Source organism: Rummeliibacillus sp. GQ308 (assembly GCF_059759115.1).
This window is the reverse complement of record NZ_JCAXDQ010000001.1, coordinates 1,788,067-1,801,208: the sequence shown is the minus strand read 5'-3', so window position 1 is coordinate 1,801,208 and position 13,142 is coordinate 1,788,067. Positions and strand designations below refer to the sequence as shown.

Annotated in this window: 20 protein-coding genes and 3 pseudogenes; 19 read left to right on the top strand and 4 right to left on the bottom strand. The window is 33.1% G+C overall.

Annotated features, from left to right (window positions below; genetic code table 11):
• The 15 genes and pseudogenes from AC6CHJ_RS09010 to AC6CHJ_RS08940 all read left to right on the top strand — a co-directional run bounded on the left by AC6CHJ_RS09010 (position 1) and on the right by AC6CHJ_RS08940 (position 8,042).
• A complete protein-coding gene (locus AC6CHJ_RS09010) occupies positions 1-408 on the top strand; it encodes an EsxC family T7SS substrate (RefSeq protein WP_147196785.1) in 408 nt (135 codons plus the stop codon).
• 13 nt (positions 409-421) lie between these two features.
• Positions 422-727, top strand: a complete 306-nt coding sequence (locus AC6CHJ_RS09005; protein ID WP_066788226.1) for a WXG100 family type VII secretion target — start codon at positions 422-424, stop codon at positions 725-727.
• A complete protein-coding gene (locus AC6CHJ_RS09000) occupies positions 724-1,392 on the top strand; it encodes a DUF5081 family protein (RefSeq protein ID WP_147196787.1) in 669 nt (222 codons plus the stop codon). The genes AC6CHJ_RS09005 and AC6CHJ_RS09000 overlap by 4 nt, the downstream gene beginning before the upstream one ends.
• On the top strand, positions 1,389-1,697 hold the full coding sequence (locus AC6CHJ_RS08995) for a hypothetical protein (RefSeq protein WP_147196789.1): 309 nt from the start codon (positions 1,389-1,391) through the stop codon (positions 1,695-1,697). The genes AC6CHJ_RS09000 and AC6CHJ_RS08995 overlap by 4 nt, the downstream gene beginning before the upstream one ends.
• A complete protein-coding gene (locus AC6CHJ_RS08990; protein WP_498288173.1) occupies positions 1,697-3,658 on the top strand; it encodes a hypothetical protein in 1,962 nt (653 codons plus the stop codon). The genes AC6CHJ_RS08995 and AC6CHJ_RS08990 overlap by 1 nt, the downstream gene beginning before the upstream one ends.
• A 12-nt stretch (positions 3,659-3,670) precedes the next feature.
• Positions 3,671-3,922 (top strand): hypothetical protein, encoded by a 252-nt coding sequence (locus tag AC6CHJ_RS08985; RefSeq protein WP_498288171.1) that lies wholly within the window; start codon positions 3,671-3,673, stop codon positions 3,920-3,922.
• 29 nt (positions 3,923-3,951) lie between these two features.
• On the top strand, positions 3,952-4,332 hold the full coding sequence (locus tag AC6CHJ_RS08980; protein ID WP_498288169.1) for a hypothetical protein: 381 nt from the start codon (positions 3,952-3,954) through the stop codon (positions 4,330-4,332).
• A gap of 187 nt (positions 4,333-4,519) precedes the next feature.
• Positions 4,520-4,912, top strand: a pseudogene (locus AC6CHJ_RS08975) (UCP033725 family protein).
• Between the two features lie 416 nt (positions 4,913-5,328).
• Positions 5,329-5,565 (top strand): hypothetical protein, encoded by a 237-nt coding sequence (locus AC6CHJ_RS08970; protein ID WP_498288167.1) that lies wholly within the window; start codon positions 5,329-5,331, stop codon positions 5,563-5,565.
• Positions 5,566-5,661: 96 nt separating this feature from the next.
• Positions 5,662-5,919, top strand: coding sequence for a hypothetical protein (locus AC6CHJ_RS08965; RefSeq protein ID WP_498288166.1), 258 nt, complete (start codon positions 5,662-5,664; stop codon positions 5,917-5,919).
• Positions 5,920-5,950: 31 nt separating this feature from the next.
• Positions 5,951-6,106 carry a hypothetical protein gene (locus AC6CHJ_RS08960; protein WP_498288540.1) on the top strand — a complete coding sequence of 52 codons (156 nt, stop codon included), beginning with the start codon at positions 5,951-5,953 and terminating at the stop codon, positions 6,104-6,106.
• 170 nt (positions 6,107-6,276) lie between these two features.
• Positions 6,277-6,477, top strand: a complete 201-nt coding sequence (locus AC6CHJ_RS08955; RefSeq protein WP_498288164.1) for a hypothetical protein — start codon at positions 6,277-6,279, stop codon at positions 6,475-6,477.
• Positions 6,478-6,787: 310 nt separating this feature from the next.
• Entirely contained in the window at positions 6,788-7,180 is a 393-nt protein-coding gene (locus tag AC6CHJ_RS08950; protein WP_498288163.1) for a UCP033725 family protein, read from the top strand.
• Between the two features lie 67 nt (positions 7,181-7,247).
• A pseudogene (locus tag AC6CHJ_RS08945) lies at positions 7,248-7,427 on the top strand (hypothetical protein); the annotation flags it as partial.
• Between the two features lie 105 nt (positions 7,428-7,532).
• Positions 7,533-8,042 carry a GNAT family N-acetyltransferase gene (locus tag AC6CHJ_RS08940; protein ID WP_498288161.1) on the top strand — a complete coding sequence of 170 codons (510 nt, stop codon included), beginning with the start codon at positions 7,533-7,535 and terminating at the stop codon, positions 8,040-8,042.
• 107 nt (positions 8,043-8,149) lie between these two features.
• Here AC6CHJ_RS08940 and AC6CHJ_RS08935 read toward each other — a convergent pair whose 3' ends face one another.
• On the bottom strand, positions 8,150-8,626 hold the full coding sequence (locus AC6CHJ_RS08935) for a VOC family protein (RefSeq protein WP_392993275.1): 477 nt from the start codon (positions 8,624-8,626) through the stop codon (positions 8,150-8,152).
• 299 nt (positions 8,627-8,925) lie between these two features.
• Between AC6CHJ_RS08935 and AC6CHJ_RS08930 the strand changes: the two genes are divergently transcribed.
• Entirely contained in the window at positions 8,926-9,786 is an 861-nt protein-coding gene (locus AC6CHJ_RS08930; protein ID WP_392993278.1) for a glycoside hydrolase family 25 protein, read from the top strand.
• 57 nt (positions 9,787-9,843) lie between these two features.
• On the opposite strand, the gene AC6CHJ_RS08925 is transcribed toward AC6CHJ_RS08930, so the two are convergent.
• Positions 9,844-10,338, bottom strand: a complete 495-nt coding sequence (locus AC6CHJ_RS08925) for a GNAT family N-acetyltransferase (protein WP_392993281.1) — start codon at positions 10,336-10,338, stop codon at positions 9,844-9,846.
• 140 nt (positions 10,339-10,478) lie between these two features.
• Complete coding sequence (locus AC6CHJ_RS08920) at positions 10,479-10,796, bottom strand: hypothetical protein (protein ID WP_249774449.1); 318 nt, start codon at positions 10,794-10,796, stop codon at positions 10,479-10,481.
• A 305-nt stretch (positions 10,797-11,101) separates the two neighbouring features.
• On the opposite strand from AC6CHJ_RS08920, the gene AC6CHJ_RS08915 reads away from it, so the two are divergent.
• The 3 genes and pseudogenes from AC6CHJ_RS08915 to AC6CHJ_RS08905 all read left to right on the top strand — a co-directional run.
• On the top strand, positions 11,102-11,491 hold the full coding sequence (locus AC6CHJ_RS08915) for a VOC family protein (protein WP_249774448.1): 390 nt from the start codon (positions 11,102-11,104) through the stop codon (positions 11,489-11,491).
• A 65-nt stretch (positions 11,492-11,556) separates the two neighbouring features.
• A complete protein-coding gene (locus AC6CHJ_RS08910) occupies positions 11,557-12,141 on the top strand; it encodes a GNAT family N-acetyltransferase (protein WP_249774447.1) in 585 nt (194 codons plus the stop codon).
• 82 nt (positions 12,142-12,223) lie between these two features.
• Positions 12,224-12,754, top strand: a pseudogene (locus AC6CHJ_RS08905) (DinB family protein); the annotation flags it as partial.
• A gap of 181 nt (positions 12,755-12,935) precedes the next feature.
• On the opposite strand, the gene AC6CHJ_RS08900 reads toward AC6CHJ_RS08905, so the two are convergent.
• Positions 12,936-13,115: a hypothetical protein gene (locus AC6CHJ_RS08900; protein WP_147196815.1), complete on the bottom strand. Its 180-nt coding sequence runs from the start codon at positions 13,113-13,115 to the stop codon at positions 12,936-12,938.
• Positions 13,116-13,142 lie beyond the last annotated feature (27 nt).

Sequence of the window (13,142 nt, the reverse complement as noted above, 5' to 3'; positions counted from 1 at the left end):
ATGGCGTGGGAAGATTTAAATTTCTTTAATTGGTTCTTAAATGGAAATGAAATCAAAGCTAAACAATATCGTCAATTATCCCGTGCTCTAACTAATGATAAGGAAAGGTTGGAAAGCCGCATAGATGATATAGAAGATTCTACAGATGCATATCAGCAAGAACATCCATCGTTAAAGAGCGAAGGATTTCCTGCAAATTTATATAAGACAAAACAATCACTCGTTGACCAGAAGATGCTAAAGCTAATGGAAGAGTTAAAAGGTGAAAAAAAATCCTATACCTCAGCGATTAATATTGCCAATGAACGAGCTGGACATTATCAAAGGTTGGGAGAGGAAGAGAGAGAAAGAGAAAGAGAACGAGAAAAAAGAGAAAGAGAAAGAGAACTAGAAAAACAAAAAAAGTAATAGGAGGGTCAATATGTCTCAAGATGTTGAAATTAATGGCAGCCAATTAAATGAAGCTATTGCTCAAGCAAAAGTAATCAAAAGAGCACTTTACGACGCAAAAGCAAGTGCTGAAGGTTTTTCCAGTACATTAAGCGGTTCAGAATGGTCGGGGCGTGCCAAAGATGAATTCACAGCTTTTTTGGATATCATCATCCAATATCATGATGACATTTGTGGGGCAGCTCAAAAAAATCTGGAATCCCTAGAGAAATTAAAAAAACATATGGATGAGTTGATGCAAGAGGACATTGTTGTTGAAGTGGAGGGGATTGGATGACAGCAAAATTTACTGCAGAGGAATTACTACTCCTTGCCTCTGCATTTGATTGCCGCATGCTTTTTGGCTTGCCGGATAGGCAATTGCTAGTAATGAAAAATCAACAAGGCTTTGATGAGGCAAAACAAGGCCTTGTTGATAAAAATATTATGGATGTTGAAGGTAAGTTAACGAAGGATGGCTTCACTCTTGTACAGTTTTTAGAGCAATATGCTTCAAGCGACCGTTATATAAGGCTTGATAACCTGATGACAGGCTTTGGCAAGGATGAGCACCTCATTACTATCAAATGGCTCGAAGAGGGGAAATTCCAGTTGTTTGTTCACCAGGATATTGCCTTTCTAAAGAGAATTATGGAAGGCTACCCAATCTTTAATCGCGAACCCTTACAGGAGGATACGAGCTATTTAAAGAGGCAAATTCAAATGGAAGAGACTGAAGAATACTTTGAATCAGGGAACCCGACTGTTCAATTAGAATGCTTTACTATCAATTATGAAGAACAATCCTCAACTGCTGAGCAATGGATGTTTTTTGAAAATAATGGGCAGCTGCAAGGTATTGATATCGAACATAATATAGCCTATCAGCTAAGCCAATATTTTCTTGTGAAGAAAATTTACGATTTTTATCGTTTTCCTTATAAGGAGGCCCACATCCAATGAGTCAAGAAATAAAGATGAGTGTAGACGAAATGGTGTCTTTTCTGAAATATATTGAAAAAATTATTACAGAATTAGAGGTCAATATGAAACCTGCTATCGAAAATTTAAATAATATTCAATTCTACCTAGATGGCAAGGCAAAAAAGAATATGGGTTCCTATACGGATGCGAATAATCGGATGCTGGAGTTAAACAATTTATACAGCCGTGCTTTCTCTGTAGTCAACGGCATTATGAATAGCATGATAGAAGAAGATGAAGCCCTTGCCACAGAAATAGCGAAAGGACTGGGGCTGATCGAATAGTGAAGCTATTATACGAAGCGGACAAGTGGACAAAAGTTGCTAGCGCTTTAGAAAAGGTTAATGAAGCCCACAAATACGATAATAAATATGAAAAGTCAGATGATCTATTCAAAGACTCCAAAGCTGAAATATCAGAAAAGGATATAGATCATGCCATTTCTTTTAAACCCAAAACCTATGAACCAGAGGCGAAACCCATTCGCCAAGATTATAAAAAGTTATATGATTATGCTAAGGGAATTGGCAAAGTAATTGATGAAAAAGTAGATGATCCCTTCTATAAATCGATAGACGGGTATATTCAATCAATGGCTGATCTAAATATTTCTTCTTATAATACAACCAACACGATACATGTTGAAGAAGGCTGGTTGTTCAAAACCGATAAAGCAAGCATTACAATAGATGATTTATATGGAGCAGACACCACTTATTCAGAAAATCTTAAAGAAGAATACAATCAATGGAAACTGCAAAATAAAGATCAAGAAGATGTTTCAGAAGAAGATTATCGTACTGCGGCGCTTAATACAGGAGCCTTCGAATACGAAGGCTTACGAGCAGGCCAAGAGAAGAAGGAATTTTGGTTTAACCTTATTGCTGCAGGACTTGTTATAGGTTTGACGATTGTCTGTCCGCCAGCAGGACTAGTAGCCGGTGGTATTTACACTGCTGTTGATGTGGGAGGAGCCATAAAAGGGGAAGATCTGATTTCGGGAAGAAAGCTCTCGGACGATGAACGAATCATGCGAGGCGTTTTTGCCATTGCTCCCGCAGCAGGCGGACTGGCTATACGTACGACTCTCAAAAATGTTCCCGCTCTTGCTAATGTGGTGGTTAAAACATCGGAAGCTCTGGATAAAGCTGCCAAGCCTATCAAAAATTCTGTAGACAATCTTGCATTAAAAACAAAACAAACTGTAGCAAACGCCATTCGAAATGCAAATCATCTGGGAAGACAACATGCCAACCAGCTAAAATATATGCTGAAACATCCAGTGAACGCAGCAGTAACATCCAAAGCAGGAGAAACGACCATCAAGAAATCAGCTAAATTCATCGACGAAGCATTGCGGCCAGTACATATCAAGACAGTACAGACAACAACAGGTGAGAAAGTAGTCGCAGGACTTCAGCGGGGTGAAAATGCAGGGAAAGTTTCGAAGAAGGCTGATGATTATGTTGCTAGGATGAAAGCGGATAAAGAAATAATCTCAGTTAAAAATGAAAATCTTAAATTTGAACATGTTGGAGAATATTTTGATCATATAAATGAAATTGGAAAAAGAAATGATCTAACTACAGAGGAAAAGCTTCAGAGAATTCATAAGGCTTATGATGCTTTAGGAGATGCAAAAGGTGATATTACTGTAGTATCAAACACAAAATATTTAATGAACGAAGCATTTGATAGTGATACAGGTAGAATGATTATTGATTGGCCGCCTAAAATGGGCTTTATCGAAGACTCAATACAACCTATAAATAGAAATAATCCACTTCCAGAGCAATGGGATAGGATTGGTGGGAAAGGAGGCGAAAATTTTACCACACTGCCTGATAAAGGTAATCCATATTCATATGATCAAAGGGCAATACCATATTTAGAGAATCCATTTGCAAGACATACAGGAAACTTTGATAATGAAATTTACTTTAATGCAATAGATGCAATTAGGAGTAATGATCTTATAGAATTAAATGAAATTATTGGTGCTAATGGAAAAAAGGCGATAGACCAAATGGACTTTGATAGATTAACGGCTCAATACAAACAATTCCAAAAAAATATTAATATGAACATTGGAAACGTTGATGCGACATATGGGTTAAAAGGTGTTGCAGCCCCATGGCTTAATAGTAAAACTGGTGAAGTGTTAATGAAGGGTGGAGCTGAACAGATTGTAACACCAATAAATGGATTGGCATTAGAAAATTTGGGGATTATATCAAAATACTAAGAGGTGAAGGTTTTGACAAAAGAAGAATTCGTTGATCGTGTCAATAAAGAAAATATAAGACCTGGAGATTACGTAATAACTCTAAACAGAATAACGGATGCACCTTTAGTGATGGGTTGTGTACTTGTAAATGGTAGTTGGAAAATATTTGAAACATTTGAACGTGGAGGACACTATATAATTAAGGAATTTGACAATGAGAATGATGCATTTGAATATTTTTACGAACTAGTACGCAGAACATCTGAAAAATTTAATAGATAGGATACATGATTTTAAAGGAGTTAAAACTATTGAATATAAAAATAAAGAGAGATACTGGCATAATGGGTGGAGCAACACCGGTTTCTTTAAAAGTAAACAGTCAAGTAGTTAAAAAGTTGAAAAACAATGAAGAGTATTCAATATCTTCAGCTGAAGGGAAAGTAAAAGTTAAAGCAAATCAATGGTTTTTCGGGAGTGAAGAAAAACAAGTAGAGAGTGGCAACAGAGTAAACATTAAAATAAATAATACAGCTTTATTATTATATGTTATTTCACTAATTATTGTATTTGCAGGTGGCTTTACGAGTATAATTGCTTTTACTTTTATAGGATTGATTGGAATTGTAATTACAGTTATTTTTTCTACAAAACGCTGGTTTAAACTTGAAATTGAAAACATTGCTAATTAAAACTAAACAATGTAGTAAATAATTCATCTTGCGCCAAAAGACACTTCATTGTTCTTTGGCGCTTCTTTGTAATTCAATATCATAATTAAAAGTGTGAAGTTACTTTAATAGAAGAAAAAACCTATAATTTCAAGTAAGATCTTTGAGACTTTATTAACAAAAGACTGGTATGAAAGGAGTTTTTTAGATGAAATATGGAGTATACGGAAAGTATATGAATATTGAATATGAGATAAATAAAGATGAAGATAATAATATAATCATTATAACTGAAGATAAAACTTAAATAGATGGTACGTTTAAAGACACTTATAACAGTGGGGTTTTTAGTAAAATAGTAAAACCTGATGAACTTACAGAGTGTATCAATATAAAACCTTATGGCATCATAATGGATAAAAAATTAGAAATATCAAATGAGAGAGAAAATGAATTTCAAATCGTGACAAGCGATATACTAATTGGTACACAATTGAATTTACAGAGAGTAGATAGAGATGAATGGAAAGGTTGGGCTTCAAAGCTTGATGTAACCTTTGTTGAAGAAGAGAAACCGTTTAATCCTTTTGATTTAGCGTAATTATCTCATCTATAATCTAGTATTAATGTTAAAGCAATAGCGCAGTCTCCCTAAGGTGTGTAAATCATAAGGTAAAAGAAATAATTAAATATGATAGTAATAGTGAAACGAATGCTATTGACCATATTGTAATTCCTCTAATTGAATTGACGATAAGGGGATGGGGGTGAATAAGTTGACTAAGGAAGAATTTATTGAGCGAATCCATAAGGAAAATATTAGACCCGGGGATTATCTAATGATGTTAACTAAAATAACGGATGTGCCTTTAGTGTTAGGATGTGTACATGATAATGGCAAATGGAAAGGTCAATTTTTTTCGTCATTCTGCTAAATAACCAGCAAGTTGAACGTTTATGGGACTCAATTTTATATTATCGGTTTAAAAGGGTATATCATATGTCAGGAGGATAAAAGTGACAAAATTCGAATTTATTGAACGATTAAAAAAAGAAAGTATCAGACTAGGTGAATATTGTATAGTACTTGATAAAATAACGGATGCGCCTTTAGTGTTAGGGTGTGTATGGGAAAGTAATTTATGGAAGATATGTCAAACAAAAGAACGGAGCGGGCATTTTATAATTGAAGAATTTAATGATGAAAATGAAGCATTTGATTTTTTTTATGAAACAATATTATTCTATGCTTAAATTCTTTGAAAGCACCTCTAAAATATGAACCTAACTTAGTAAATAAGTAAGTTATTTCTACCACTATAAGAGTAACAAAAATACTAGGAGGAAATCATGACAAAAGCTGAGTTTTTTAAAAAAATAAAAACACAAAAAATACAAACAGGTGAATACTTACTCGTACTAGATCATATCTCGGATGCTCAGTATATTATTGGTTGTGTCTTCGATCAAGGTGTTTGGAAAATATATAAATCAAATGAGCGAGGAGGTCATTATGTAATAAGAGATTTTGAAAAAGAAAACCAAGCATTTGATTATTTTTATGAATTTATAATAAAAGACCAAAAATTAAAAATAACTTTTTTTTGAAGAGCCTAACTATGAACCAAATCATGTAGGAATATTAAAAAAAGATAATATCTATGAAGTATTTGCTACCTCTGAGAGAGGTGCTATATCAGGTATTAGAACCTTTAATTTGGAAGAAGAAGCGCTTGAAAATTTTATTTCAAGACTTGAATCTTTAAACCGGTTAATCCAAAAAAATTATTCATAGGTTATTAAAGTTAATCTTTCGTATTATCTGAGCTTTAGCCCGTAACGGATATCTATATAGCTAATATCTACGAGGAGTTGAATGCCTATATCCAGATATTAGACAGTGCGTGGCTCTTTCTAAGTCGGAAAGGGAATCAACCAATCAGCCGAATCCAGGCGTATCGCCAGTTGAACAAGGCCGCCGACATAGTAGAAATGCCAGACGGCATTGGCACCCATACTATGCGTAAAACGAAGGTGAACTTATGGAAAGAAAAAATGATTATAAAAATATTATGTGGTTTGGTTTGTTATTTATTGTTATTCCCGTTGTCTATGTTGGTAGTTGGATATTATATTATCAATTCAATGAGAGATGGAGTAACGTAGAAGCATCAATGAATTCTATGTTTGTTTATTATTTATTTGTATCTATATGGTGGTTTATTTACTCCTTAAGAAGAAAAAAGTAATAAACCTCACCTTTTATGTAAAAATATTCTAATGTGATTAAAGATTTGAAGTTTGGTTGGTACTGCAAAAACTTAGTTAAAGAATATAAACTATTTGCCAACAAAGATGGCTCTTACCATGTGACGTAGATAACAAGTAATATTACAATACAAGTAGAGAGAAAAATACTTAATTTCTAAAATTATAAGTATCATTTAGTAAAGTATTTGATTTGGGGGAAGGAATATTGAAAAGAGGCATATATGGAAAATACAATAATAAGGAATATAAAATAATAGCTGATATGAATGACAACATTCTAATAATGACTGAAGATAAAGCTAAAATTGACCAAACATTTAAGGAAACTAACCGAGGTGGAATTTTTAAGAAAATTGTTGAACCACAGGAACTATCAGAATGTGTATCTATATTCTCTTATTGCTTAATTGATGATGTGAAAGTAAACCTGATCCAAGAACGAGAATATCAATATCAAATTGAAACTAGTGATTTATTAATCGGTATAAAGCTGAATTTGCCTAGAATAGATAGAGATACATGGCTTGGATGGATTCCTAAAAGTAATGTAACATTGATTGAAGAAAGGAAACCGTTTAATCCTCTTGATTTAATGTGATGAGTATCTAATTTTGTTTAAGTTAATAATTAAGTGAGTAGTGATAAAATGATTTGGATTATATGGAGTTTATAATGGATTTGAATATGAGTTAGATGTTGATATGGCAGAAAATATTTATATTATAACTATGGACACAAGTAAAATTGATAATTCTTTTGAAGTTAATGAAAGCGGTAACAACTTTGAAAAAATTGCGATCCTGATGCACTGTCAAACTGTGATAGTATTACTTCTTTTGGCTTAAAAAATGGTGAAAAAATTCAAATTCTACAAGAACAAGAAAATACATATCAGGTAGGTAAGTTTTATTATTAAGAATTATTAATAAACAGATAGGAGAATTAGTTACATGTTAGAAAGCAAAAGGACAATTCTAGTTAAATATACAGAAGATGAGATAGGATATTTAGAGAAATTACTTAGTAATCCCAAAATGGTCAGATATATTGGAAATGGAAAAGTACGTAGTAGGGAACAAACAATAAATTTTTATAATTGGATTATTGAGCAGTATAAGGAGAATGAGAATTACGGCCTTAAAATCATAAAAGATAAAACTTCTAATAAAAATATAGGTCACGCAGGTCTAGTCCCACAAATTGTTGAAGGGAAGGAATTTGTAGAGGTGGGTTATTGGATTGAAGAAAATTATTGGGAAAAGGGATATGCATCGGAAATTGCTCAAACTTTGATAACTTATGGTTTACAAAACTTGAAACTCCCCGAATTAATTGCTCTCATTCAGAAAGGGAATGCTGCTTCTGAGAAAGTAGCCCTTAAAAATGGCATGAAAAAAGAAAAAGAGATAATGGTAAATGGGAAAATTGTTAATTTATATAAAATCTCGTTGAAAAAATAAAAAGAAAAAAACACGCTTGAAGGTTTTCAAACGTGTAAGTAAATGGAGGTAATTAGGCAGTTGGCAGACCGTCTAGTTCAATTATTATCCTTTTTTTACTTAATTATTCACAGATCAATTTTTTCTTTTACTTTAATTTGTTCCCACGTTTTTAATGACATTTTTTCAAATGCCTCCTTGAAGTTTAATCTAAGAGGTGATATACATTCCAGGCTATTTCCATCTGGGTCTTCAAAATATATAGCTGCATGAGCTTGTGGATTATTATTTAACACTAGTGGTTGCTCCTCATCAGAAAACCCAAAAGCTGATTTTATAGCTATGCCTCTTTCTTCTAACCAATTTTTAATATCATTCATATTTGGTCTGTCAATTCGAAATGCAACATGTCTTAGTGATGGGTGATAAGGAGTTCTCACTTTTTCTGTTTCCCATAAACCTAACCAGCTTTTTCCTTTATCAATCCAAAAAAATACGACTTTTTCTGATTGATAGGCAATCTCTAGATCTAATTTTAGATAAAATTCAACTGATCTTTTGAGATTACTTACTGGTAAATGTGCTTCATACAGTCCTTTAATCATTAATTTCCCCCGCCTGCATTTATATAATTTTATTTTTAATATAAAGAAAAATCGAGTTATGCGACATACAACTTTAGATTGAACTTATACTATAGCCAGATTTCTTATTCTACAAGCCGCAAAATTGTAAAAATATTTTCAAAGGATTGCATGGAGCAGTCCTTTTTATTTTGAATTGAGCAAGGCAGATAATGATTGTATATACATGATACATTGCAGTTGTCCTGTATGGTGTTTAAGTAAAAACATATATTGTTAATAAAAGTAAGAGATTGCATGCACAAGCTTAATGAGAGGAGGTGGTTATAATCGCAGGTGCAATCGTAGATATTTCTCATCATCAAGGTACTATAAATTGGTCGAAATTTTCAAAAGCGGTCGATATGGTAATTATACGAACACAGGATGGATCTAGCGTTGAAGATACAATGCACACTTATAATGAACAGCAAGCTATAAAGTATAAGGTGCCATTTGGCGTTTATGCATTTAATCGTGCTTCATCTGCCGCTGCTGCTAGGATAGAAGCTAAGAATTTCTATCAACGTGCTAATAAAAATACAAAGTTTTATGTAATAGATGTTGAAACATTTTCAAGTTCAGGATCAATTGGTGGTAGCGGGGAGAGTATGCGTTCTGTTATTAATGCATACGTTGCACAATTACGTGCTCTGACCAAGAAAAAGATTGGCTTATATATCGCAAATCATTTATACGACGACCTACATTTAGATGTTACTAAATTTGATTTTGTCTGGATACCTAGATATGGAGTAACACCCCCTAGTCATCCATTTGATATGTGGCAATATACAGAGACTGGTACTGTAGAAGGTGTTAGTGGAAAAGTAGATTTAAATCGATTAGCTGGCAAAAAAACGTTAGCTTGGTATATAGGAGATGATCCTAAGAAAGAAGAAGGTACAGAAAACATTAAGAAAGGAGAGTTGACTATCACACAGTATGAGGAATTAAAAAAGAGAATTGAAGAACTAGAAAAGGCTTTAGGCAAAAAAGATAGCAAAGTGAGCGAGGTTCATAAAGAGGGTTGGGCTTGGGCAAAAAAAGAAGGCATTATGGATGGGCAAAACCCTAAAAAGTTCGTTTCGCGCGAAATGCTGTCCAGTGTATTGTTCAAGAAATTTAATAAAAAGAAATAAATACTAGCCCCTATGACTGAGATCTAAAATCTCTTAGGGGCTTTCTTAGAGATGCTACTAAACTTTTAAATGTAAAATATGCTGCGGACCTTTAGGGCCTTCATAAAATTCATTCTTATCTTCAAACCCTGTCTTCAAGTAAAGGTTGTAAGCAGGAATGTTTTTCTTATTAACACCAAGCACTATTTCATTAATTTCTGGTAAATTTTCTTTCACAAATTTAGGCAATAGCTTGAGCCCCATTTTTGCTAAACCCTTTCCTTGATTTCTCGAATCAATTGAAAAAGCAGTGAGTAAACGGGCATTAGAATTGTTGCTGTACTTCAAAAGCTTAGCCCCATCTTCTAAAGCAAAATAACCAACAGGTAAATGGTTCTCCATAATTAATAAATGTTTAGTACTATTAGAAACTTGGGGGTTTTGAATCTTATCTAATGGCATACTTGTGAATTCCAATTGTTCTGTTGATAAATGGTAAGCTGATAACTGCTTCTCATATGTATTTTTGTATTCAACCAATTCAATTGAATTTTTTAAGGTTTCTGTTTGCATCCAGTCGACCTCCTAATATTTAGTTATTTCAGTATAATCTAATAATAGGTTATATACAATAAATATAGAGGATGGATAAAACTCTAATAACCAAATCTCTCTAAAGTAATGAGACGAAACTTAATTAGGCGAAAGCATAGTTAGCTTTTTGAGACGAGTTTACGTCTTCTTTTTTTCTTTGCTTTTTTCTGTTTGTAAGTTATATAAGAAGTTTTTAATGATGCGTAACTTCCGATGGCAGAATAACCATAAAACCATCCCATAAATAGGCCAGCAAGTAAATCGCCTCTATGACTAATAAATACTGAAATAAATAATCCTAGCACGAGAGCAACTGTTGGAACCCAGAAAGGCTTTATATGAAAAAATCTTTTTAAAATCTGTGTAATAATCATAACAACAGGGACTGCAATCACTGCATCCCAAAAGTTTGTATGTATCGTTGGAAAATGTTCCATTGTGCACCTCACTGTATAAATATATTTGTTTACAATATTTCCATCTAGGCAGGGGATTATACTAGAGAATTAATCTGCCTCGAACTTAGGCGAGCTAAAAGGGAGCTTTTCGGAGTCTACTTACACACTTGAATTAAATATTTGTCCAAAGTCAAAGCCTATACTAGAAGAGAGATAATATGATTGATACAGATAACTTGTATAAAAGCCTTTATTATCCACTATTTAAAGGAACACCAAATAAAAAGGGATTTAAACGTTTTCTATAGAAGTTATTAGTAATTTTAAAAAAGGTGGTCTTTGTTATGAATATAAATACAAATGCATCTCCAATTGCCTGTAAAATAAACAATGTTTTCATTCATGTTAGTGACCTGAAAAAATCTTCAGAATGGTACTGTAACTTACTTGGTATTCCATTTATTGAAGATCGTATTGAATCACCTGTATTCAATATTCCTCTTCCTTCAGAGACTGGACTTACACTGGATGATCATAGTTTTGACCCTGGATTTAAATTAAATCCCTCAGATCATGTATTATTTAATTTTTTCGTAGAGGATATTGATGAAGCGTACGATTTTATTGTGGGCAAACAGATTACCATTACAAAAGAAATTGAGCGTATTGGTGATTTCGCTTATTTTAACTTTAGCGATTTAGATGGCAATATATTAATGATTTGTAATAACTAAATATCAAAGAGTCATGGTTTTTGCACATGGCTCTTTAACTAAAATAATAAAGGAGACCAAATTTGATGAGAACAAATAATTTTCCATTAATAGAAACGGATAGATTGATCTTAAGAGAGGTTAGCAAGGATGATGCGGATGATCTGCTAATATATTTATCTGATAAGGAAGTAATGAAGTATATGGGGCTAGAGCCATTTCATTCTGTTGAGGATGCATTAGATGAAATTGCGTGGTATAAGTTAATATTTGAAAAGGGAACAGGAATGAGATGGGTAATTTCGTTAAAAGGGCAGGATAAGGTAATCGGTAGTTGCGGTTTTCTAAATAGGGCTACACAGCATTACCGCGCTGAAATCGGATATGAATTAAGTAAAGAACACTGGGGAAAAGGAATAGCCAGTGAGGCCATAGAGGCAGTTATTAGTTATGGATTTAAAGAGTTAAATTTACATAGAATAGAAGCATTAATTGAACCACTTAATTTACCTTCTCAAAAAGTATTGGAAAGAAAGGGGTTTATAAGAGAAGGACTTCTGAGGGGCTACGAGTTTACTTGCGGGAAATTCGATGATGTTTATATGTATTCGTTACTGAACCAGGATTTTAAAAGAAAAGAAGAAATAGGTAATCACTCTACTTCTGTTTAAGTATTTATTTTTGTAGGAAAAGTTTAGGTTAGCTCATTTTTAGCGATTTACCACATTGGAGGTCAAAGCTAGGAGGGATTGAATGGATATTGGAAATGAATATCTGAAAGTTATAAAAGAGAGATTTAAAAGAGTAAAAGATTTAGCAGATAAAACGATAAGTCAATTATCAGAAGAAGACCTTCATTGGAAAGTAAACGAAGCTTCCAATAGTATTGCCATAATAGTTAAACATGTGAGTGGAAATATGATATCTAGATGGTCCGATTTTTTAACGTCAGATGGTGAAAAACCTAACAGAAATCGTGATCAAGAATTTAAAGAAGATATGCCATCTAAACAAGAAATGATCTTAATTTGGGAAAAAGGATGGGATACCCTACTAAATACATTAAAAGAATTAGAGAGCCCAGATTTATTAATAAATATAACCATTCGCGGAGAAAAACACACTGTGTTAGAAGCAATTGAGAGACAAATGGCTCATTATTCTTATCATGTGGGACAGATTGTTTATATTGGTAAACAAATAAAAAGTGAAAATTGGAAAACTCTAAGCATCCCGGTAGGTAAATCAGAAGATTATCTTCAACAGATGCTAAATAAACATCAGTCTTCTAAACAGAAGAGCATAGACAGTGAATTATTATTAAAAGAGAGTAGCCTAAAGTTGCTCTCTTTGTTCCTAGTTTACGACATATTTCCACCTTCACTATAGTAAGTCACGATATTAAGAGAGTTGTCACTACAGGGGAGAAAGTTGAGAGCAAAATAAAAAAGACAGGTTTACCTGTCTAATCATTTTTCTTATCAATCTTGTTAATAATAACACGCAGTAAATCATTCTTTTCTTGTTGAACTTTAAGTAATTTAACTAAAAACCAAATAATAAATGCAACTGGAATTAAGTAAAAAATGATTGGTAGGATAAAAATAAATAAGTTGAACACAGCTACTCCAGTTCCCATCCCCATTAAAAACCCCCCTTTTTTTCTCATACT

Coding starts and splice junctions, on each gene's coding strand:
- AC6CHJ_RS09000 (WP_147196787.1), top strand. CDS start 724: ATGACAGCAAAATTTACTGCAGAGGAATTACTACTCCTTGCCTCTGCA.
- AC6CHJ_RS09010 (WP_147196785.1), top strand. CDS start 1: ATGGCGTGGGAAGATTTAAATTTCTTTAATTGGTTCTTAAATGGAAAT.
- AC6CHJ_RS08900 (WP_147196815.1), bottom strand. CDS start 13,115: ATGGGGATGGGAACTGGAGTAGCTGTGTTCAACTTATTTATTTTTATC.
- AC6CHJ_RS08940 (WP_498288161.1), top strand. CDS start 7,533: ATGTTAGAAAGCAAAAGGACAATTCTAGTTAAATATACAGAAGATGAG.
- AC6CHJ_RS08925 (WP_392993281.1), bottom strand. CDS start 10,338: ATGCAAACAGAAACCTTAAAAAATTCAATTGAATTGGTTGAATACAAA.
- AC6CHJ_RS08910 (WP_249774447.1), top strand. CDS start 11,557: ATGAGAACAAATAATTTTCCATTAATAGAAACGGATAGATTGATCTTA.
- AC6CHJ_RS08920 (WP_249774449.1), bottom strand. CDS start 10,796: ATGGAACATTTTCCAACGATACATACAAACTTTTGGGATGCAGTGATT.
- AC6CHJ_RS09005 (WP_066788226.1), top strand. CDS start 422: ATGTCTCAAGATGTTGAAATTAATGGCAGCCAATTAAATGAAGCTATT.
- AC6CHJ_RS08935 (WP_392993275.1), bottom strand. CDS start 8,626: ATGATTAAAGGACTGTATGAAGCACATTTACCAGTAAGTAATCTCAAA.
- AC6CHJ_RS08995 (WP_147196789.1), top strand. CDS start 1,389: ATGAGTCAAGAAATAAAGATGAGTGTAGACGAAATGGTGTCTTTTCTG.
- AC6CHJ_RS08965 (WP_498288166.1), top strand. CDS start 5,662: ATGACAAAAGCTGAGTTTTTTAAAAAAATAAAAACACAAAAAATACAA.
- AC6CHJ_RS08915 (WP_249774448.1), top strand. CDS start 11,102: ATGAATATAAATACAAATGCATCTCCAATTGCCTGTAAAATAAACAAT.